The following is a 21,261-nucleotide window of genomic DNA, read 5'->3' on the forward strand; positions in this document are numbered from 1 at the left end:
ATGAAGTTAGCCATTGTTACGGCTTGCCCGAACGGCATGGTCACCAGTGTGCTGTGCGCCCGCTTGCTCGATGCGGCGGCCCAGCGTCAGGGTTGGAGCACCAGCGTCGAAGTGGTCGATGCGGCGCATCCGGAACGTGAATTGTCGGCAGCGACCATCGAAGCGGCGGAGTGGGTGTTGCTGGTCGCCACCGGTAACGTCGACATGACGCGTTTCGTCGGCAAACGGCTCTTCCAGATTGCCCCGGCGCAGGCCCTGCAAGATGTCGAAGCGGTGTTGCGCCGTGGTGCTGAAGAAGCCGAAGTTTATGTCGCCAGCGCAGCCGCCCCGGCTGCCGTTGAGCAGCGTGCGCCGCGCATCGTCGCCATCACCGCCTGCCCGACCGGTGTTGCTCACACCTTCATGGCGGCGGAGGCTTTGCAGCAAACGGCCAAGCGTCTGGGCTATGAATTGCAGGTCGAAACGCAAGGCTCGGTCGGCGCGAAAACTCCGCTGAGCGCGACCGCGATTGCCGAGGCTGACGTGGTGCTGCTGGCGGCGGATATCGACGTCGCTACCGAGCGATTCGCCGGCAAGAAAATCTACCGCTGCGGCACTGGCATTGCATTGAAGCAATCCGAAGCCACGCTGAAAAAAGCCCTCGCCGAAGGTCAGCAGGAAAGCGCTGCCAGCGACGGCAAGGCACCGGCCAAATCGGAGAAAACCGGGGTCTACAAACACCTGCTGACCGGCGTTTCGTACATGTTGCCGATGGTGGTGGCGGGTGGTCTGATGATCGCGTTGTCGTTCGTCTTCGGCATCACCGCGTTCAAAGAGGAAGGCACGCTGGCGGCAGCGCTGATGCAGATCGGCGGCGAAACCGCGTTCAAGTTGATGGTGCCGCTGCTGGCCGGGTACATCGCCTATTCGATTGCCGACCGTCCGGGCCTGGCGCCGGGGATGATCGGCGGTTTGCTGGCGAGTACCTTGGGCGCCGGGTTTATCGGCGGGATTGTTGCCGGTTTTATCGCCGGTTATGCGGCCAAGGCCATCAGTCGATATGTTGCGTTGCCGCAAAGTCTTGAAGCGCTGAAACCGATTCTGATCATCCCGTTGTTCGCCAGCCTGTTCACCGGTCTGGTGATGATTTACGTGGTCGGCAAACCGGTGGCGGGCATGCTCGCCGCGCTCACGCAGTTTCTCGACAGCATGGGCACCACCAACGCGATCCTGCTGGGGATCGTGCTCGGCGGCATGATGTGCGTCGACCTCGGCGGGCCGATCAACAAAGCCGCGTATGCGTTCTCGGTGGGGCTACTGGCCTCGCAGAGTTACGCGCCGATGGCCGCGACCATGGCGGCGGGGATGGTGCCCCCGATTGGTCTGGGCATCGCCACGTTCATCGCCCGGCGCAAGTTTGCCCAAACTGAGCGCGAGGCCGGCAAGGCTGCCTTCGTGCTGGGGCTGTGCTTTATCTCCGAGGGGGCGATTCCGTTTGCCGCGAAAGACCCGTTGCGAGTGATTCCGGCGAGTATCGCTGGCGGTGCGTTGACCGGTGCGCTGTCGATGTACTTCGGCTGCAAACTGATGGCGCCGCACGGTGGCTTGTTTGTACTGGCGATCCCGAATGCGATCAATCATGCGCTGCTGTATCTGCTGGCGATTGTGGCGGGGAGTCTGCTGACGGCGGTGGTGTACGCGACAGTCAAACGGCCTGAAACCGTCGAGCTGGCAATGGAACCCGCCAAGGCCTGACACCAATCCCCTGTGGGAGCGAGCCTGCTCGCGAATGCAATCTGCCAGCGACATGTATGTTGACTGGCACACCGCTTTCGCGAGCAGGCTCGCTCCCACAATGGTTAGTGGTGTCATGGCGAGTTCATATAGGCGTGCTTTAGTTTTCCTTTTTTCAGGGAGAACAGCATGAGCGATTTCAATGTGGGTCGCCGGCGTGTCATGCAAGTGGTCGGCGCCGGTCTGTTGATGCCGAGCCTGGCGCCAGCGGTGATTGCGTCGGTCAAGGATCGTCCGCAACTCACCGATGGCGTGCAGTCCGGCGACCTGCAAGGCGACCGCGCGATGATCTGGAGCCGCAGCGATCGTCCGGCGCGGATGGTGGTCGAGTGGGACACCCGCAGCCAGTTTCGCAATCCACGCCGGGTTGTCTCGGCGCTGGCCGATGCCCACAGCGATTTCACCGCCCGCGTTGAACTCAGCGGGCTGCCCGCCGATCAGGCGATTTTCTATCGCGTGTACTTCAAGGACGCCCGCACTGGCGTCGCCAGCGAACCGTGGCTTGGCCACTTGCGCAGTGCGCCGACAGCGCGGCGCAATATTCGCTTCGTCTGGAGTGGCGACACCGTCGGCCAGGGCTTCGGCATCAACCCGGACATCGGCGGCATGCGCATCTACGAAGCCATGCGCCTGCGCCTGCCGGACTTCTTTATCCACAGCGGCGACACCATCTACGCCGACGGTCCTGTGCCGGCTCAGCTGACCACCGAAAACGGTCGGATATGGCGCAACATCACCACCGAAGCCAAGAGCAAAGTCGCCCAGACCCTCGACGACTATCGCGGCAACTACCGCTACAACCTGATGGACGAAAACATCCGCCGCTTCAACGCCGAAGTGCCGCAGATCTGGCAGTGGGACGACCATGAAGTGGTCAACAACTGGTCGCCCGGCAAGCAACTCGACGAGCGTTATCAGGAGAAAGATATCCACACCCTCGTCGGGCGTGCGCGCAAGGCCTGGCTGGAATATTCGCCGATGCGTCTGCAGGCTGCCGACGGTGGCGGGCGGATCTATCGCAAGATCAGTTATGGGCCGATGCTCGATGTGTTTGTGCTCGACATGCGCAGTTATCGCGGGGCCAACGATGACAATCTCGGGGCGGCTAAACCATTTTTGGGGCGCGAGCAACTGGACTGGCTCAAGCGTGGCTTGAAGAAATCGAAAGCCCAGTGGAAGGTGATCGCCGCCGACATGCCGATTGGCCTTGGTGTGCCTGATGGCGAGGTGAGTCCGGGCGTGGCGCGATGGGAAGCAGTGGCCAACGGTGATCCGGGACCGGCGCAGGGCCGCGAGCTGGAAATCGCTGAATTGCTGGGTTATCTGCGGGCGCAACAGGTGCGCAATTTTGTCTTTCTGACGGCAGATGTGCATTACTGCGCGGCGCATCACTACCACCCCGACCGTGCGGCGTTTCAGGATTTTGAACCGTTCTGGGAGTTCGTCGCGGGGCCGTTGAATGCCGGGAGTTTTGGGCCTAATCCGCTGGATAAGACGTTTGGGCCTGAGGTGGTATTCGAGAAGGCGCCGCCGGCACAGAACACTTCACCGTTTGCCGGGTTTCAGTTTTTTGGCGAGGTCAATATTGAAGGGCAGAGTGGGGAGATGAGTGTGGTGTTGCGGGATTTGAATGGGGTGGCGGTGTTTGAGCGGAAGTTGCAGCCCGTTTGATCAGCGTATCCCCTGTGGGAGCGAGCCTGCTCGCGAAAGCGGAGTTACAGCCAACATCAATGTTGAGTGTTAAATCGCCTTCGCGAGCAGGCTCGCTCCCACAGTGGGGAATGTGTGGGGTCAGTAAACGTCCCTGCGGTATCGGCCCTGTTCGATCAGACGTTCAACTTCGGCGGCGCCGAGGATGTCGTTGAGCACCTGATCCACGCCTGATGCCATCCCCTGCAAACTGCCGCAGATATAGATGACAGCACCGTCTGCCAGCCATTTCTTCAACTCGTCAGCCGACTCATGCAACCGATCCTGCACATAAATCTTCTCGGCTTGATCCCGCGAAAACGCCAGATCCAGCCGCTCCAGATCGCCGTTGATCAACCACTCTTCCAGCTCCGCTCGGCACAAGTAATCGTGTTCTCGATTGCGTTCGCCAAACAGCAACCACTGGCGTTGCTGACCGTCGGCAATCCGCGCCTTGAGCAAGCTGCGTAACCCGGCCAGCCCGGTGCCGTTGCCCAGCAGAATCATCGGCACCGGCTCGTTCGGCAGGTGGAAACCGCTGTTTCGGCGCACGCGCAAACTGATGCTGCCACCCACCGGCGCATGTTCGGTCAACCAGCCGGAGCCAATTCCGAGGCTGCCGTCGCTGTGCTGCTCCTGGCGCACGATCAACTCCAGCAAGCCGTCGGCGGCTATCGAGGCGATCGAGTATTCGCGCATGGCCAGTGGCACCATGGCATCGACCAGTGCCTGCGCGTGCAGGCCCACCAGATGCGCACGATGTTCGGGCAGTTGGCGCGAGGCCAGTGCCACTTCAAGCGGCTCGTCGAGGCCGTTGATTTTCACCGGGGTCTCGCCACGAATGCCGAGACCGTCGAGGAAATGCTCGATGACCCACGGGCAATTACGTGGCAGCACTTCCACCAGATCACCCGCCAGCCAACTGCTGGTATTGGGTGCGCTGAGGCCCAGCAGATAAACCGGCGCACCGCTGCTGTCCGGGTTCATCAGTTCACGGCGCACCAGCGTCCAGTTGTCGTAGCTCGGCGCCTGCCAGGTGTCGACCGGTGCTTGCCCGGTGAGCAGGCCCAGTTGGGTTTGCCAATGGCTCAGCGCGTACGGATCGCCGCTGTCGACTTCCACCGGGGCAAACAGGGTTTTGCCGCCGTGTTCGCCCAGCCACTGATGCAGGCGTTTGGCGAAGCCGCAGAAGTGTTGATACTGACGGTCACCGAGTCCAAGTACTGCGTAGTTCAAATTGTCGAACGTCGAGGCTTTGCCCAGCACTTTGCGCTCGAAACCTCGGGCACTGTCCGGTGCTTCGCCGTCGCCGAAGGTGCTGACCACGAACAGCGCATTGGTTGAGTCACGCAGATCCTGCTCGCTGACACTGGCCAGCGGCTGCACCTTCACCGGCAACCCGGCGGCCTGCAACTGGCCGGCAGTCTGCCAGGCCAGTTGTTCGGCGAATCCACTCTGGCTGGCGAAGCCGATCAGCCACGCCGGAGCATCGCCGGCCGGTTGTTCGAGACCTTTGCGTGCGTCCTTGATCTGCTTTTTCTTGCGGCGACGGTCGAGGTACAGCAGCCATCCGGTGATGAAGAACAGCGGCATGCACACCGCCGCGAGGGTGATGATGATCCGTCCGACCAGACCGAAATAGCTGCCGACGTGCAACGCATAAATGCTGGTCAGCAGTTGTGCCTTGAAGCTTTTATCGGCGTAGCGGTCGACGCGTTTGACGATGCCGGTGGCCGGGTCGAGGGTGATCTGGTTCAACGCGCGATCATGCGGAGAGCTGTCGAGCAGGTAGAACACCGTCGCCGGTTGACCGGCCACGGCCGGCATGCGGATGTTGTAAGCGGACAGGCCTGGGCCGGCGGCGCTGTAGATGCTGCTCCACATCGCGGCATAGTCGGCGGTCGGCGCCGGACCTTGCGGCGCAGGTCCGCGACCACCGCGTACGCGTTCGTTTTGCGGGGCGTCGGAAAGTAGTTTGGTCAGGCCCTTGTTGTACCACTCGTACGACCACGACAACCCGGTCAACGCCAGTAGCAGATACACCAACAGGCACCAGGTGCCGGCCACAGAGTGCAGGTCCCAATTGAAGGCGCGGCCCTTTTTCTTCCAGTCGAGGGTCAGCCACACGCGCCAGCTGTTCCAATGGCGCGGCCAGCGCAGGTACAGCCCGGAGAGGCAGAAAAACACCAGGATCAGCGTGCAGGCGCCGGTGATGTTGCGCCCGGTGTCGCCCATGGCGAGGAAGCGGTGCAGTTGCAACATCAGCCCAAAGAAATCCTGGCCGACGGCGTTGCCCATGAACTCGCCGGTATACGGATCGAAGTAGCGCATCTCGCCACGGCGCTCGCCTTTGGGCGGGGTGAAGAACACTTTCGCCGCGTGGCCGCTGTCGGTCTCGACCCAGAGCATCGAGACTTTCTTGCCCGAGGTGGCTTCGATGTGCTCCACCAGTTCGACCGGAGGCAGGACGCCGGCGACTTGTTTCTCCACCTGCAACACCGAGGGATTCAGCGCCCGCAGGATCTCGTCCTGGAACGAATAGGCCGCGCCGGTGATGCCCATCAAGGCCAGCACCAGGCCGGCAGTGATGCCAAAAAACCAGTGCAACTGGAACAGGGTTTTCTTCAACACGTCACTCGCCGTCCGTTCGGAAATTGTCATCACGGCGCGCATTATGCCGTGGGTTATCGAGAGCTTCTTTGATTACGCACAAAAGCCCCGTTCAATTGAATGAACGGGGCCAAGCCTTGCGGCGCATACCTTGTGGGAGCGAGCCTGCTCGCGAAGGCGTCGTGTCAGTCAGCCTCTACTTGACTGACCCACCGCTTTCGCGAGCAGGCTCGCTCCCACAGGTTTCCGCATCGGTCAGAAGTGGAAATTGGTGCTCAACAGCGCCGTACGGCCCGCCGCCTGGTTGGCGAAGTGGGTCGAGAAGGCTTTGTCGTAATAGGTTTCGTTAGTCAGGTTTTGCACGTTGAGTTGCAGGTCGACGTTTTTGCTCAGCTTGTAAGCCGCCATCGCGTCGTAACGTACGTACGAATCGACCATGGTGGTGTTGGCCACGTTGCCGAACACGTCGTCGACGTAGAACGCACCGCCACCGAGGGTCAGCTTCGGCGTGACCTGATAAGTGGTCCACAGGCTGGCGCTGTTTTTCGGTGTGTTCGGCAGTTCGTTGCCATCGTTGGCGCGACCCAGTGGACCGCCATCGACCTGTTCGCTGTCCATGTAGGCGTAGCCGGCGAACACTTGCCATTTGTCGGTGATCTTGCCGCTGGCCGACAGTTCGATACCTTGCACGCGGGTCTTGCCGGCGTTCTCGTACGAAGTGGTGTCGACTTGCACACGGGCGTTTTCTTTCTCGGTGCGGAAGATGTCAGCGGTCAGCGACAGGCGGTCGTTGAGCAGATCCCACTTGGTGCCGATCTCGTAGTTCTTGGTGGTTTCCGGCTCCATGTCGCTGCTCAGCAAGTTGCCGCTGCGATCCGGAGTGCCGCCCAGCGGGTTGCCTTCCTGACCTTCACCGAGGGTGTTGCCCGGCGGGGTAGCGGAGGTTGCGTAAGAGGCGTAGATGCTGCCGTTTTCTGCCGGTTTGTAGACCACGCCGAACTGGCCGGTGACGAACTCGCTGGTGTCATCGCCCTTGGACGTGGTGGCGCCGGCAGCGGTGTAGGTCTTGTACTCGGTGTCGAAGTGGTCGTAACGCAGGCCCATGTTCACCAGCCACTGCTCGGACAATTCCAGGGTGTCGAACACGTACAGCGCGTAAGTGTTGGCCTCGGTGTCGGTGCCGGCGTAGTTGCGCGAGATCGCGCCGTTCCACGGATCGTTCGGGTTCGGGTTCGACAGCGAGGTGCAGTTGTAGCCGCTCGACGCGCCGATCATCGACGGTGTGCAGTTGGTGGTCGCGGCGCTGGTGCGCGGCGTGGTGTCGGTGTTGACGTTATACGAAGACTTCTGGCTTTGCTCGCGGGTGTATTCGACGCCCGTGGAGAAGCTGTTCTTGAAGCCGGCGACGTAGAAATTGCCGAACAGGTCGGTCTGGTTGGTGGTGGTCTCGGTGTTGCTCACGCGAGTATTGGCACGACGCCAGACGCTGCCGTTGTTGACGTTGCCTTTGCTGTCGTCCGGCTGGGTCAGGATGTAATCCTGCATGCTGGTGCCGTGACGCAGGGTGTTCTTGATCGTCAGCGAGTCGCTCAGATCATGCTCGATGGCGAAGGTGGCGGTGTCGGTGCGGCCCTTGCGGAAGTCGCGATCCAGACCGTAGAAATTGCTGTGATCACCGCCGGCGTACGGCTTGTCCGGGTTGGACTTGGTGCGTGCTGCCGAGCCACCGGTCGGGATGGTGTACGGGATGCCCGCATCCGGGGTGTCATTGCTTTCGAGGTGGTAGTAATCGAGGTTCACGCGGGTGTCGGTGCCCAGGCCGAACGCCAGCGACGGCGCGATGCCCCAGCGGTCGTAATCGACTTTGTCACGACCGGCGACGTTGCTCTCGTGACTCATCAGGTTCAGACGGCCGGCGGCGGTGTCGCTGAACTGGTAGTTGCCGTCGAGGGTGTAGCGCTGGGTCTGGTCGGAGCCCCAGGTGAAGCCGCCATCGAACGAGTTACCCAGATGCGCTTTCTTGCTCACCAGGTTGATGCTGCCGCCCGCCGCGCCGCGACCACCGATAGCGGAGTTCGGGCCCTTGCTGACTTCGATGTTTTCGACGGCGAAGATTTCGCGGCTCTGCGAGCCGGTATCGCGCACGCCGTCGAGGTAGGTGTCGCCTTGGGCGTCGAAACCACGGATGAACGGACGGTCGCCCTGCGGGTTGCCGCCTTCACCGGCACCGAAAGTGATGCCCGGCACGGTGCGCAGCGCGTCCTGCATGTTCAGGGCGCCGGTGTCCTTGAGGACTTGTTGCGGAATAACGGTGACCGAGCGCGGCGTGTCGACCAGCGGCGCGGTGTACTTGGGCGAGGAGGCTTTTTCGACCTGATAGGAGGTCGCGTCCTGGGCTTCGCCAGTGATCGACGTGGCGTCCAGGGCAATGGCATTGCCGGCAGCTTTGCTGTCAGTCTTTTCAGCGGCGAACACCATGTGGCCAGCGGAGCCGGCGGTGATAGCCACACCGATTGCAGAGGCGAGCAGACGTGGTGAACTGACCGGTACTTGTGTGTGTTGACGTGCCATTTTTATTCCCCTCCCCAAGGATTTGAGGTCGCGGAATATAGGGTAAACAGGTATTCGTATCAATTGCGAAACATTGTTATTCGCACTGAATTTACATTCTTTACAATTTGCCCTTACGGTTTTTACTGATTCATTCGTCGCGGGCGTTTTACACGGTCAATAAGAATCAATACCATTGCCGCCTCTTTGCCATCAGGTGACATTGCCATGCTGCTGCACATCCCCGGTCTGTTCGAAAAAGACGAAGTGCAGCGCATCCGCGAGGCGCTTGAACAGGCCGATTGGGCCGATGGCAAGATCACCGCCGGCTATCAATCGGCCAAGGCCAAACACAATCTGCAACTGCCCGAAGGTCATCCGCTGGCCAAGGAAATCGGCGCAGCGATGCTCGAACGGTTGTGGAAAAATCCGCTGTTCATGTCTGCCGCACTGCCACACAAAGTATTCCCGCCTTTGGTGAACTGCTACACAGCGGGCGGCAGTTTTGATTTCCACATCGATAACGCCGTACGCCAACCCAAGGGCAGCATCGAACGAGTGCGTACCGACTTGTCGGCTACGTTGTTCTTCAGCGAGCCTGCGGATTACGACGGCGGCGAACTGGAGATCCAGGACACCTTCGGCACCCAACAAGTGAAACTGCCCGCCGGCGACATGGTGCTGTACCCCGGCACCAGCCTGCACAAGGTCAACGCGGTCACGCGCGGCGCACGTTATGCGTCGTTTTTCTGGACGCAAAGTCTGGTGCGCGAAGACAGTCAGCGTGCCTTGCTGTTCGAGATGGACGGGGCGATCCAGCAGCTCACGCAGGACATGCCGGATCACCCGTCGCTGATCCGCCTCACCGGCACGTATCACAACCTGCTGCGCCGCTGGGTCGAGGTATGAGTTTCCAACTGCGTCGCGAGGAAGTCCTGGACGCCGCCGGGCTGGCGGCGATGCTCGAACAAAGCCCGGCCCGCGCCGCGCAGGCGATTTTGCTGGCGGCGGGCGAGGGTGAGCTAGAAGCGCAGGCGTTGCTCGGGCAGATCCTGCTCGATGGCCGGGGCATTGCGCAGGATCAGGCGCTGGCGTTGCGCTGGTTCGGCATCGCTGCGGGGCGAGGTCATCTGATGGCGCGCAATATGCTCGGGCGTTGTCACGAGCACGGCTGGGGTTGTGTCGCTGATGCCGGGGTTGCGGCGCAACATTATCGAATGGCCGCCGAGGCAGGGCTGGACTGGGCGATGTACAACCTGGCCAATCTGCTGGCGACCGGGCGCGGTGTGATGGTCGATCATCCACACGCACTGGCGTTGTATCAACGCGCCGCCGAAGTCGGGCATGCGAAATCGATGAATCTGCTCGGGCGTTATCTGGAAGAAGGGCAGGTCTGCGCGGTCGATACAACGGCGGCTCGCGAGTGGTATCGACGTTCGGCCGAGGGCGGCGACTTTCGCGGGCAGTTCAGTTATGCGGCGATATTGGCGGATGAGGGGCGAGTAGAAGAAGCACTCGGCTGGCTGCGCAAGGCGCTGGACGGGGGGAATGTGAACTTTTTGCGGGTCGCCAGTGAGTCATTGCTGAACGCGCAACATTCACAGATTCGCGCACTTTCGCAAGCTTACCGAATTCGTCTGGATGAGTTGACTGGCGCGTAAGGGTAAGTAAGTTTATTAACTGACTTTTTATTTGATTTATGTTGAGTGTTGTATTCAAAGTGCATGCGTGTGTTCTTTTTTTGTCTTGATTTCTCATGGTTTTGAACTTGCTGGTTGTTATCAGGTTGCTCTAGTGTCTGTGCGGTGATGGCTAAAAACAAAGTGGTTTCTGAAATCAACTGGCCTCGCTAAAACTCAATGAAATAACGCTCTAAAAGACAAGGAGTCTTTATGGAAATCAGGATGGATGACAAGGTTTTAGAAGCGGCGATCAAGGCGCCTAAACTATTTGTCGATGCCTCAATTGGCGAAGCTGATGAATACAATCGCGATACCGGTCTGCAATTAACCAAAGAGCAGATTATCAGTCTAAGAAAGTATGAAGTTCTTGGGCTTTCACTGCCTGTCAGGTTGCAGGACATTATCGAGTATTTGAACTACGGCGCCGGTGATGCTGGTGGCGTAGGCCTGAAGCCCGCGGACTTCCTGCGTACCTTCGGCATGACGTACGACCACGCCAAACGCTGGTCGCCGTTGCGCGAGCAAATCATGCTCACGGGAACCGACCTGAAGATTTTCGCAGGTAGCATCATCCGCACGGGTAAAGGCATCGTCGAGATCTATGAAGACCTGAAAGCCTCGAGGTACCTGGAAGAACACGATATCGATACGCCGGAACAGTACCTGGAACTCAAGCGCCAGATTCCGAACCTTCCCGATCTCGCGTTGCCGGCCGGCGATGTTCCGGAGATCAAGGCGTACCTTGGCGACATGCTCGGCAAAGTCCGGCAGTGCCATCAGAAAGCCGAACGGGTCCGGGCGGAGCTGGACAGCTTTGGCATTGATATGCGCGAGAAAATCCTGCCGGAGATCAAGCTGCGTCTGGAGTTCGTCTCGAGGAATACCTACCAGGCGGACATTCAGGATCTGCAGGGCGAGATCGACCAGCGTTCGAAGGAGATCGATGACCTCAATAAGCAGTACGACCAACTGGTTCAGGAAGCGATCAAGTCCGCAGCGACCTTAAACATCGGTGGGTTGATTCTTGGTATCTACCAGGGCGTGAAAGCAGAAAAAATCCGCAAGGAACGAAACAGGCTTAAAGAGGCGCAGCGGGCGGCCAACCAGACGATGGCCAGCAAGAACCAGACCCTGAGTTCGTTGAACAAAGTGCGCGATGACTTACAGAACCTCAGCTATGTAACGATCGAAGCTGAAGTGGCCACCCAAAACCTGATGTTGGTATGGAATGCACTCAGTACTTATGTCGGCGCCTCTATCAAAGAAGTTGATTTGCTGCAAGAAGCAACATCGTTGAGACGGTTCAAAAACCAGATTCTCGCCATCATTGATCCATGGGAGCAAATTAAATCGAGTTCGGATCAATTGCTGGGTGTGTTCGCAGCAGCTGATAAAGAGTATGGAAATAACTTTGCGGTGTTCAGGAGCAAGACAGTCATGCTATCGGCCTATAACAGTTCCATTTATCCCGATGTCAATATGACTGCCTTGCGTAACCATGCGATTGCAGTCCAGGAAAGCAATACCACCGCGCAAATGCTGTTTGAGCAGTTCAATTATCTGCCGGGCACTGTCCGCACCATGAAAGAACTAGCTGTTGCTATCCAAAAAACAACGTTTGATGTGCGTAACCAATCGCAGAACGATGTCATCTATCTGGAACGTGCGCAGGCCCGGATGAAGGCGTATCAAGCTGAACTGGCTTATCCAGAAGATGCGGACGAAGTTCGGGAGGATATGGAGATCGAACTGAAGAATATCTTCAAAAAAATCGCCGAACGTTCGGAAGATCTGAAGATTACCCGCAATGGCTTGAGCACCGCTTATGACCGGGCCGCTTCGCAGGAATGGATTGCGGCACTGCAACAGGATCGAGACCTTACGTATTCGCTGCAAATCAAAATTGAAGAAAAATTGACCGCGTTGGAAGCGGAGATAAAGTCGGTGGCCGAAGGCATCGACTTGATCGCCAAGGCCGGCGTAGAAAAGATCGGCGAGGAAGCGCAATTATCCCTCGACAGTCTGAAAGCTCTGGGGATGGCGCCGCCGCAGGTCGCAGTTGCTCTGTTGGCCATCGACACCCTGAAAAAAATCGTCACCGGTATTGGCGAGTCGATTTCTTTCATGAACATGTTGGCGGGCTACAACAGGCTCAAGGATAAAGCGGGTGATTTGCGAGCACAGGTAAAAAAATACGCAAACGACATCGCCCAGACGGAGGGGAAGATTCAACTGGTCAACGTTCTCGACCAACTGAACGACGGCCGCTGGAACTATGTGAATGAGTTTTCCAATCTGGTTGCCGGGGTTGAATCGTTCTGCCCGCATTTCAGGCAGGACAAGTCGCAACCGGTCGAAGAGCGAGCGGCAGCCGCGATTGTACGAATTGCCGACGTCGTCAAGTATCTGAAAACTATTCAACAGTGAGGCGTCGGGGCGGTGGGCTACGCGCCCATCGCCTCCTGAAAATTCATGAATATACTTGCCTATGAATTCTCCGCCGCGCAACGGCGCGTGATGGATCGCTACACCGCGTTCCTCGGTACGCTTGAACCCACCTTTACCCGTATTGCCGGTTTACTTGCGCTCCAGGTATCCCGTGGTCACAGACCGGCGGCATTGGCCGCTGATTCGCGCCTGAACAATGCCCCATTCAATGAGCGCTATCTACTGAATTTCTGGGGGCGAACCGAGGAAGCCCGGCGACTGTGCAGCCGTTACATTGAGGATCTCACGACGTTTACCCGCGAAACCCGGGAAATAACCAGTCGTACCTCAAGAAGTGAGCCCATCAGTCAGGTGGATTTCAAGTTGTACAGTTTGTCGCGGTCGCCGACCTGGAAGTTGTTTCCCCCAACGAATTTGCCACAGCTGATTCACGAATTGACGCTTCGATTTTATGAACTTAGCGCAGAGATACGGCAACTGAAGTACACCATCGCCGAGGTGCATGACGAGGCGTTCGGGCTTAAATCGGTGTTTTTCAGGGCAATGGATCATCGCGCCTGCCAGTGTCATACCCAGCCGACAGTTGTCCAGGCGCTATTTCGCGAAGCTTTTAGTACGCCGGTTTGGGACGTTGCCTACACTTCAGCAGATCCTGCCGTGCGGGCCGCAGAATACAAGAGCGGTGTTGCCGAGTTGTTTAACGAAATAGCCTCCGTGAGCTCGCAAGCCAGCGTATTTCTCGAGGAAGCAGCATTGCGCATAGACGCTGCCATCGATGAGTTGTTACGAGCAGAGCGTGTGTCGAAACTCGGAGAGCTGAATTTCCAACTGACTGCTGCGAAAGAGGGCGCTGACGAGTTCATGGCGATGGTCAGCCACTTTGAGACATGGTTGCGCAAATAAAAAAGGCCCATAGATGGGCCTTTTCATTTCCAGCGGTCGTTACACGTAAAACGACTTCAGCGGCGGAAAGCCATTGAACTCCACCGCGCTGTAACTGGTGGTGTACGCACCGGTCGACAACCAGTACAGACGATCACCGATCGCCAGGTTCAGCGGCAGACCGTACTTGTAGTTCTCGTACATGATGTCGGCGCTGTCGCAAGTCGGGCCGGCGATGACCACTTCTTCCATCTCGCCTTTCTTCTCGGTCCAGATCGGGAACTTGATCGCCTCGTCCATGGTTTCGATCAGGCCGGAGAACTTGCCCACATCGGTATATACCCAACGCTCGACGGCGGTGCGCGATTTACGTGCAACCAATACCACTTCGCTGACCAGGATGCCGGCGTTGGCGATCAGCGAACGGCCCGGCTCCAGAATAATTTCCGGCAGGTCATCACCGAAGTCTTCTTTCAGGAAGCGAATGATTTCTTCGGCGTAGGTTTCCAGGCTGTTGGTGCGGGTGATGTAGTTGGCCGGGAAGCCGCCGCCCATGTTGATCAGCTTCAGGTGAATGCCGTCTTCTTCTTTCAGGCGCTCGAAGATCACTTTGACCTTGGCAATCGCCGCATCCCAAACGCTGATGTCGCGCTGTTGCGAACCGACGTGGAAGGAGATGCCGTAAGGCACCAGGCCGAGGTCGCGAGCTAGGATCAGCAGGTCCATGGCCATGTCGGTCTGGCAGCCGAATTTGCGCGACAGTGGCCAGTCGGCCGTGGTCGAGCCTTCGGTGAGGATGCGCACATACACTTTCGAGCCCGGTGCAGCCTTGGCGATGTTGCGCAGGTCGGCTTCGGAGTCGGTGGAGAACAGACGCACGCCCTTCTCATAGAAATAGCGGATGTCCTTGGATTTCTTGATGGTGTTGCCGTAGCTGATACGGTCGGCGCTGACGCCGCGATCCATCACTTTGTCCAGCTCATAGATCGAGGCGATGTCGAAGCTCGAACCTTTCTCTTTGAGCAGGTCGATGATCTCGACGGCCGGGTTGGCCTTGACCGCGTAGTAGACCTTGGCGAATTCGAAACCGGCGCGCAGGTCATCGTAGGCCTGGCTGATCATCGCGGTGTCGATCACCACGAACGGGGTTTCTTGCTTGTCGGCGAACGCCTTCATTTTGTCAAAAGTGGCGCGCGCGAAATAGTCTTCGACCTGGATCGACATACTGGGAGCTCCTATGGGCAAACTCGAAAAATCAATGGGTGCAAATGAACGCCCTCCGTATCCCCACTTTGGTTCGCCTACTTCCCAAGGCATGTCGCCGAAAGCAAAAAGGCCACGGGTGGTTTTACCCTTGGCCTTGCTGTCTCGTCGTCAGTACTTGAGCCGGATGGATCGTTTCCAGCATGGACGTTCGGCGCGAACTTTAGGGCGTGAGGGGCGTGAGATCAACTAAAAATGTCGCGTTTTTGCACGCTTCTGACGTGCGTAACCGATATCACTCTTTGTAGCCGACCGAGATGACGGGCAGATGTTCCCGGGGGATTTTCAAGTGTTAAACATACCTGCACGTTCGACGCTTTTATGCGCTAAGTCGTGGGTAAGTGTGATGGCGGCAATATCGGCGACGTTGGCGGCGAGAGGAGGGTGTGGAGGGGGTTTTGGTTGTCTCAGAAGCGTTTGCCGGTGTGTTCTCCGATTGGCGTGTGTTGAGATTCTTTTCCAGCTGACGAATGAGGAAAAAATCACGCAGACCCTGTGGGAGCGAGCCTGCTCGCGAAGGCATTTTCCCAGCCAACATCATCGTTGACTGATATTGCGCTTTCGCGAGCAGGCTCGCTCCCACAGGTTTCGTGTTTTACGCGACTACCGCTTCAGCCGGCGAGACGATGCTGGTCTTCATGCCCCGCGAACGCCCCGAGCTCAGATAAGCCGCAATCGACTCCTGCGTCACCTCACCGAGGAACACCCGCTCGGCATCCATCACCGGCAACCACGAGCGGTTGAACTCGTACATGCGCGATAGCAGGATGCGCAGATGCTCGTCGTACGCCGCCGTCGCGTTGAACTCGCGAAGGTACTGCGCGCAGGTGCCGGTCTGGCGGTGCAGATCGCGACGGCGCACGTAACCCAGCGCCTTGTTCTCGGCACAGGTAACCACGACATAACGACGGTCATGCTCGTCCATCAATTCCAGCGCATCGGCCACCGGGGTTTCCGGGCTCACCGACGGCGCGTTGTCCGCCGCGTCTTCAGCCTTGACCAACAGCAAGCGTTTGAGCGTGCTGTCCTGACCGACGAAGTTGCTCACGAAGTCATCCGCCGGGTGCGCGAGCAGGGTGTCCGGGTGGTCGATCTGCAGCAGCTTGCCGGCGCGGAAGATCGCGATCTTGTCGCCGAGCTTGATCGCTTCGTCGATGTCGTGGCTGACCATGATCACGGTCTTGTTCAGCGCGCGCTGCATCTCGAAGAACTCGTTCTGGATCATCTCGCGGTTGATCGGGTCGACCGCGCCGAACGGTTCGTCCATCAACAACAGCGGCGCGTCGGCCGCCAGCGCGCGGATCACGCCGATGCGCTGTTGCTGGCCGCCGGACAATTCACGCGGATAACGATGCAGATACTGCTTGGGCTCAAGCTTGATCATGCTCATCAGTTCGCGGGCGCGGTCGTGGCATTTCTGTTTGTCCCAACCGAGCAGTTTCGGCACGACGACGATGTTCTCTTCGATGGTCATGTTCGGGAACAGACCGATCTGCTGGATCACATAGCCGATGTTGCGACGCAGGGTTACTTCGTCGAGGTCGGTGGTGTCTTCGCCGTTGATCAGGATCTTGCCCGAGGTCGGTTTGATCAGGCGGTTGATCATTTTCAGCGTGGTGCTTTTACCGCAACCCGATGGCCCGAGGAACACACAGATTTCGCCTTCATTGACGGTCAGGCTCACCGAGTCCACGGCTTTGACATCTTTGCCGTTGCTTTGGAAGGTCTTGCTGAGGTTTTGAAGTTCGATCATTTGAGGAGTCCTTTTGGAGTCAGCGAACGTTGCAGCCACTGCAGGAAGAGGTCGGCGAAGATCGCCAGAAGACTGACCAGCAGCGCGCCGACGATGAGCATCGACATGTCACTGCGGCTGATGGAGGCGAGGATCAACACACCGAGGCCGCCGGCGCCGATGGTCGCGGCGATGGTCATCACACCGATGTTCATCACCACGGCGGTACGCACACCGGCGAGGATCACCGGCACGGCGATCGGCAACTCGACCATGCGCAGGCGCTGGCCGAAGGTCATGCCGATACCGCGCGCGGCTTCACGGATGCCCTGCTCTACGCCGGTCAGGGCCAAGTAAGTGTTGCGCATGATCGGCAGCAGTGAATACAGAAACACAGCGGTGATCGCCGGCATCGGGCCGAGGCCCTGACCGAACTTGGAGTAGAACGGCAACAGCAAGCCAAACAGGGCAATCGACGGCACGGTCAGCAGCACCGTGGCGCTGGCTTGCAATGGACCGGCGAGAGTCGGAAATCGCGTCATCAGAATGCCCAATGGCACGCCAACGACAATCGCCAGGGTCACGGCGATGCCGACGAGGGTGATGTGCTGCCAGGTCAGGTGCATCACCTGCTGCCAGTCGAGGTGGGAAAAGGCGTTCAGAAATTCCATGACTTTTCCTCCTTAGTTAAGTGGGTGCTGGCGCAGGAAATCGGCGGCCACTTTCGAAGGGCTTTCGTGATCGACGTCGACCCGCGCGTTGAGCTGGCGCATGGTTTCGTCATCGAACAGTTCGGCCAGCGGCTTGAGCTGCTCGGCGAGTTGCGGGTGGGCATCGAGGTAGGCCTGACGCACCACGGGAGCTGCGGTGTAGTCGGGGAAGTAATGCTTGTCGTCTTCCAGCAGTTTCAGGCCGAAGGCGTTGAGACGACCGTCGGTGGTGTAGACCAGACCGGCAAACACCTGGCCGTTGCGCAACGCGGTGTAAACCAGGCCCGCGTCCATCTGGCGGATGTTCTTGCGGGTCAGGTTCATGTCGTAGAGATCGACCATGCCGATCAGGCCGTCGGAGCGGTTGGCAAACTCGGTGTCCAGCGCCACCAGGTGATTGGTCTTGGCTTCGGCGCGCAGCACTTCGTTCAACTGGCTGATGTTGTTGATCTGCGGGTACTCCTCGGCGACTTTTTTCGGCAGCGCGAGGGCGTAGGTGTTGCTGAATTTCGATGGCGTGAGCCACACCAGGCCTTTCTTCGCGTCGAGTTCTTTGACCCGGGCGTAGGACTGGGCGCTGTCGAGTTTTTCGGTGACATGGTTGTAAGCCACCAAGGAGACGCCGGTGTATTCCCAGAGCATGTCCAGTTGCCCGCTTTCGTGGGCGCTGCGGGCCAGGTTGCTGCCCAGACCACCGGTCACCTGCGCGTCGTAGCCTTTGCTGCGCAAGTATTGCGAGGTGATTTCTGCGAGCAGGGTTTGCTCGGTGAACACCCGGGCGCCGATGCGGATAACCGGTTTTTCTGCGGCTTGCGCCAATCCTGCGAACAGCAGGGCGCAGCCTAAGATCAAGCTAAATCGTTTCATATTCATTCCTTCGCAAAAGCCTTAAGACGGGCGCAAACCACGTTCCAGCCAGAGGCGGCTGGCGAGGGTGACGACGCCATCGAGCAGCAAGGCCAGCAGCGCGGTGCATGCGGCGCCGAGCAGCAGTTGCGGCTGATTGTTCAGGGCGATGCCAGGGAAGATCAGGCTGCCAAGGCTGTTGGCGCCGATCAGGAAGGCCAGCGGCGCGGTACCGACGTTGATTGCCAGCGCGACACGTACGCCACCGACGATGATCGGCACCGCGTTGGGCAATTCGACTTGCCACAGCACTTGGCGCGGCGTCATGCCGATGCCGACGGCGGCTTCTTTAAGCGAACCCTGAACGTTTTTCAGGCCTTCGTAGGTGTTGCGCACGATGGGCAACAGGGAAGCGAGGAACAAAGCGAAGATCGCCGGACCACTGCCGATGCCCAGAATCCCCAGGGCAATCGCCAGTACAGCCAGCGGTGGCACGGTGTTGCCGATATTGAAGATCTGCATGAAGCGTTCAGCGCGGCCGACCATGGTCGGGCGACTGAGAAAGATACCGGCGGGGATGCCCACGACAAGGGCGGCCAGCATTGAAGCGAGGACGAGAATCAGATGAGCTTGCAGGTAAAACAACAAATCGTCGCGGTAGTGTTCGATCGTGTTGATGCCGATCCAGTGGACCAGCAGGGCCAGGAGCGCGATGACCACCGCACCTCCCATCAGCCCTTTGCCATAGCGGATAGCCACAGGCGGACTCCTTTTTTATAGTCGGCGAACGCCGTCCCGAGTGGCATGCCATGCCTGGCTGCCGGGAAATAAACGTTCGCGAGAAGCAGCTCCCTCAGCACCGGCAAAAAGCGGTCTGAAAGCGAGCCATGAGCGCAGCCTCGTCAGGCTAACTTGCTGATTTTTCAGCCCCTGACGAAATGTCGTAACAGGGGATGGACGTCTCCGTGCTTTAAAAGGTTCCCATCTGAGGCAGCATTTGGCCACCCTTAATGTGCTCAACGGTTCGGTTATTGCACTGACTTGGGCTATAATCGCGGCCCTTTTTTGAATCACCGCCAGGCGATTTCCCATGACCAACCAGGCCGCCGAAGTCGCGAAACGCCGCACTTTCGCCATTATTTCCCACCCCGATGCCGGTAAAACCACGATCACCGAAAAGCTCCTGTTGATGGGCAAGGCGATTGCGGTGGCCGGTACGGTGAAATCCCGTAAATCCGACCGCCATGCGACATCCGACTGGATGGAGATGGAGAAACAGCGGGGTATTTCCATTACCACGTCGGTCATGCAGTTCCCGTATCGCGACCACATGGTCAACCTGCTCGACACCCCGGGCCACGAAGACTTCTCCGAAGATACCTACCGCACCCTGACGGCGGTGGACTCGGCATTGATGGTCCTCGACGGCGGTAAAGGTGTCGAGCCACGTACGATTGCGCTGATGGACGTCTGCCGTCTGCGTGACACGCCGATCGTCAGCTTCATCAACAAACTCGACCGAGACATCCGCGACCCGATCGAACTGCTCGACGAGATCGAAGCCGTTCTGAAGATCAAGGCGGCGCCGATCACCTGGCCGATCGGTTGCTACCGCGACTTCAAAGGCGTGTATCACCTGGCCGACGACTACATCATTGTCTACACCGCCGGTCACGGTCACGAACGCACCGAAACCAAGATCATCGAGAAGCTCGACTCCGACGAAGCGCGCGCGCATCTGGGCGACGAGTACGAGCGCTTCATCGAGCAGTTGGAACTGGTGCAGGGTGCCTGCCACGAGTTCAACCAGCAGGAATTCCTCGACGGTCAACTGACCCCGGTGTTCTTCGGTACTGCTTTGGGCAACTTCGGTGTTGACCACGTATTGGACGCCGTCGTTGATTGGGCGCCACGTCCGCTGGCCCGTGTTGCCAACGAGCGTACCGTTGAGCCGGTCGAAGAGAAGTTCTCGGGCTTCATCTTCAAGATCCAGGCGAACATGGACCCGAAACACCGCGACCGCATCGCCTTCATGCGTATCTGCTCGGGCAAGTACGAGAAAGGCATGAAGATGCGCCACGTGCGTACCGGCAAGGACGTGCGCATCGGCGACGCCCTGACGTTCTTCTCTTCCGAGCGTGAGCAACTGGAAGAGGCGTATGCCGGCGACATTATCGGTCTGCACAACCACGGCACCATCCAGATCGGTGACACCTTTACCGAAGGCGAAGTCCTCGGTTTCACCGGTATCCCGCACTTCGCCCCGGAACTGTTCCGTCGCGTACGCCTGCGTGATCCGCTGAAATCCAAGCAACTGCGTCAGGGCCTGCAGCAGTTGGCTGAAGAGGGTGCGACCCAGGTGTTCTTCCCGGAGCGCAGCAACGACATCATTCTGGGCGCCGTCGGTGTGCTGCAGTTCGATGTGGTCGCCAGCCGTTTGAAGGAGGAATACAAGGTTGAGTGCTCGTATGAGCCGATCACCGTGTACTCCGCGCGCTGGATCGAATGCAGCGACAAGAAGAAGCTTGAGGAATTCTCCAACAAGGCTGTGGAAAACTTGGCAGTCGATGGCGGTGGTCACCTGACTTATCTTGCGCCGACGCGGGTTAACCTGGCGTTGATGGAAGAGCGTTGGCCGGATGTGAAATTCCGGGCGACGCGTGAGCATCACTAAGCGCTGAGCTGTTTTGTCCAAAGCCCCTGAGGTGTAAGCCTTGGGGGTTTTTTGTTTGTTTGGTTTTGTGTGTATATCCGTTTCTGCGGGGGTTGCGGCTGGCGGTTTCGCCCTTACGGCGAGTCACCTTTTCCAAACGCCGAAAAGGTAACCGAAAAGGCTTGCTCCTGCGTTCGGCCCTCGCAGGCTCGGGTTCCTTCGCTGCGGGATCGATCCGGGCGCAGCGTCTCCTGTTTGCTTCGCTGCACCTCCTCTCGCTGTGTTTGGCTGCGCCAAACGGTCGCTGCGCTCCCACGCCCGGATCAAGCCCTTCACTCAGCCTTCCGACGTCGCCCGTGGATCAAGATCAAAAGCTGCAGCCGAGCTAACGCTCATCCTGTTGAGTGGTGAGAAGCAGAGGCG

At 58.8% G+C, this 21,261-nt stretch carries 14 protein-coding genes; 7 read left to right on the forward strand and 7 right to left on the reverse strand.

The annotated features are described in order from the left end of the window. Together CKW18_RS23080 and CKW18_RS23085 are read left to right on the forward strand one after the other, a co-directional pair. Window positions 1-1,734 (forward strand): PTS fructose-like transporter subunit IIB, encoded by a 1,734-nt coding sequence (locus CKW18_RS23080; protein ID WP_095190912.1) that lies wholly within the window; start codon window positions 1-3, stop codon window positions 1,732-1,734. A gap of 168 nt (window positions 1,735-1,902) precedes the next feature. Next, window positions 1,903-3,444: an alkaline phosphatase gene (locus CKW18_RS23085; RefSeq protein ID WP_095190913.1), complete on the forward strand. Its 1,542-nt coding sequence runs from the start codon at window positions 1,903-1,905 to the stop codon at window positions 3,442-3,444. Window positions 3,445-3,564: 120 nt separating this feature from the next. On the opposite strand, the gene CKW18_RS23090 is transcribed toward CKW18_RS23085, so the two are convergent. Both CKW18_RS23090 and CKW18_RS23095 read right to left on the reverse strand, forming a co-directional pair. Continuing rightward, window positions 3,565-6,093 carry a sulfite reductase flavoprotein subunit alpha gene (locus CKW18_RS23090; RefSeq protein ID WP_095190934.1) on the reverse strand — a complete coding sequence of 843 codons (2,529 nt, stop codon included), beginning with the start codon at window positions 6,091-6,093 and terminating at the stop codon, window positions 3,565-3,567. Between the two features lie 234 nt (window positions 6,094-6,327). After that, window positions 6,328-8,643 (reverse strand): TonB-dependent siderophore receptor, encoded by a 2,316-nt coding sequence (locus CKW18_RS23095; RefSeq protein ID WP_095190914.1) that lies wholly within the window; start codon window positions 8,641-8,643, stop codon window positions 6,328-6,330. A 207-nt stretch (window positions 8,644-8,850) separates the two neighbouring features. Here CKW18_RS23095 and CKW18_RS23100 point away from each other — a divergent pair, with 207 nt between their 5' ends. The 4 genes from CKW18_RS23100 to CKW18_RS23115 all read left to right on the forward strand — a co-directional run bounded on the left by CKW18_RS23100 (window position 8,851) and on the right by CKW18_RS23115 (window position 13,655). Further along, window positions 8,851-9,531 (forward strand): Fe2+-dependent dioxygenase, encoded by a 681-nt coding sequence (locus tag CKW18_RS23100; RefSeq protein ID WP_095190915.1) that lies wholly within the window; start codon window positions 8,851-8,853, stop codon window positions 9,529-9,531. Continuing rightward, window positions 9,528-10,283: a tetratricopeptide repeat protein gene (locus tag CKW18_RS23105; protein WP_095190916.1), complete on the forward strand. Its 756-nt coding sequence runs from the start codon at window positions 9,528-9,530 to the stop codon at window positions 10,281-10,283. Before CKW18_RS23100 ends, CKW18_RS23105 begins: the two co-directional genes overlap by 4 nt. Before the next feature lie 231 nt (window positions 10,284-10,514). After that, entirely contained in the window at window positions 10,515-12,731 is a 2,217-nt protein-coding gene (locus tag CKW18_RS23110) for an alpha-xenorhabdolysin family binary toxin subunit A (protein ID WP_095190917.1), read from the forward strand. Between the two features lie 45 nt (window positions 12,732-12,776). Further along, entirely contained in the window at window positions 12,777-13,655 is an 879-nt protein-coding gene (locus CKW18_RS23115) for a hypothetical protein (RefSeq protein WP_095190918.1), read from the forward strand. A gap of 39 nt (window positions 13,656-13,694) precedes the next feature. Here the strand turns inward: CKW18_RS23115 and CKW18_RS23120 are convergent, their stop codons facing one another. From CKW18_RS23120 to CKW18_RS23140, 5 genes are all read right to left on the reverse strand, one after another. After that, window positions 13,695-14,858, reverse strand: coding sequence for a type III PLP-dependent enzyme (locus tag CKW18_RS23120; RefSeq protein WP_016986476.1), 1,164 nt, complete (start codon window positions 14,856-14,858; stop codon window positions 13,695-13,697). A 634-nt stretch (window positions 14,859-15,492) separates the two neighbouring features. Then, on the reverse strand, window positions 15,493-16,650 hold the full coding sequence (locus tag CKW18_RS23125; protein ID WP_064585939.1) for a betaine/proline/choline family ABC transporter ATP-binding protein: 1,158 nt from the start codon (window positions 16,648-16,650) through the stop codon (window positions 15,493-15,495). Continuing rightward, window positions 16,647-17,300: an ABC transporter permease gene (locus CKW18_RS23130; RefSeq protein WP_095190919.1), complete on the reverse strand. Its 654-nt coding sequence runs from the start codon at window positions 17,298-17,300 to the stop codon at window positions 16,647-16,649. The genes CKW18_RS23125 and CKW18_RS23130 overlap by 4 nt, the downstream gene beginning before the upstream one ends. 12 nt (window positions 17,301-17,312) lie before the next feature. Next, a complete protein-coding gene (locus CKW18_RS23135) occupies window positions 17,313-18,206 on the reverse strand; it encodes a glycine betaine ABC transporter substrate-binding protein (protein ID WP_095190920.1) in 894 nt (297 codons plus the stop codon). Window positions 18,207-18,227: 21 nt separating this feature from the next. Beyond that, window positions 18,228-18,917: an ABC transporter permease gene (locus tag CKW18_RS23140; protein ID WP_169432591.1), complete on the reverse strand. Its 690-nt coding sequence runs from the start codon at window positions 18,915-18,917 to the stop codon at window positions 18,228-18,230. Window positions 18,918-19,275: 358 nt separating this feature from the next. On the opposite strand from CKW18_RS23140, the gene CKW18_RS23145 reads away from it, so the two are divergent. Beyond that, window positions 19,276-20,859, forward strand: a complete 1,584-nt coding sequence (locus CKW18_RS23145; protein WP_095190922.1) for a peptide chain release factor 3 — start codon at window positions 19,276-19,278, stop codon at window positions 20,857-20,859. Window positions 20,860-21,261: the final 402 nt, after the last annotated feature.

The organism is Pseudomonas sp. Irchel 3E19 (genome assembly GCF_900187585.1).
GTDB classification, from domain to species: Bacteria; Pseudomonadota; Gammaproteobacteria; order Pseudomonadales; family Pseudomonadaceae; genus Aquipseudomonas; species Aquipseudomonas baetica.

Excerpts from the sequence above, each read along its gene's own strand:
- CKW18_RS23080 (WP_095190912.1), top strand. The coding sequence starts at position 1 with ATGAAGTTAGCCATTGTTACGGCTTGCCCGAACGGCATGGTCACCAGT.
- CKW18_RS23085 (WP_095190913.1), top strand. The coding sequence starts at position 1,903 with ATGAGCGATTTCAATGTGGGTCGCCGGCGTGTCATGCAAGTGGTCGGC.
- CKW18_RS23095 (WP_095190914.1), bottom strand. The coding sequence starts at position 8,643 with ATGGCACGTCAACACACACAAGTACCGGTCAGTTCACCACGTCTGCTC.
- CKW18_RS23100 (WP_095190915.1), top strand. The coding sequence starts at position 8,851 with ATGCTGCTGCACATCCCCGGTCTGTTCGAAAAAGACGAAGTGCAGCGC.
- CKW18_RS23105 (WP_095190916.1), top strand. The coding sequence starts at position 9,528 with ATGAGTTTCCAACTGCGTCGCGAGGAAGTCCTGGACGCCGCCGGGCTG.
- CKW18_RS23110 (WP_095190917.1), top strand. The coding sequence starts at position 10,515 with ATGGAAATCAGGATGGATGACAAGGTTTTAGAAGCGGCGATCAAGGCG.
- CKW18_RS23115 (WP_095190918.1), top strand. The coding sequence starts at position 12,777 with ATGAATATACTTGCCTATGAATTCTCCGCCGCGCAACGGCGCGTGATG.
- CKW18_RS23120 (WP_016986476.1), bottom strand. The coding sequence starts at position 14,858 with ATGTCGATCCAGGTCGAAGACTATTTCGCGCGCGCCACTTTTGACAAA.
- CKW18_RS23125 (WP_064585939.1), bottom strand. The coding sequence starts at position 16,650 with ATGATCGAACTTCAAAACCTCAGCAAGACCTTCCAAAGCAACGGCAAA.
- CKW18_RS23130 (WP_095190919.1), bottom strand. The coding sequence starts at position 17,300 with ATGGAATTTCTGAACGCCTTTTCCCACCTCGACTGGCAGCAGGTGATG.
- CKW18_RS23135 (WP_095190920.1), bottom strand. The coding sequence starts at position 18,206 with ATGAAACGATTTAGCTTGATCTTAGGCTGCGCCCTGCTGTTCGCAGGA.
- CKW18_RS23140 (WP_169432591.1), bottom strand. The coding sequence starts at position 18,917 with ATGGGAGGTGCGGTGGTCATCGCGCTCCTGGCCCTGCTGGTCCACTGG.
- CKW18_RS23145 (WP_095190922.1), top strand. The coding sequence starts at position 19,276 with ATGACCAACCAGGCCGCCGAAGTCGCGAAACGCCGCACTTTCGCCATT.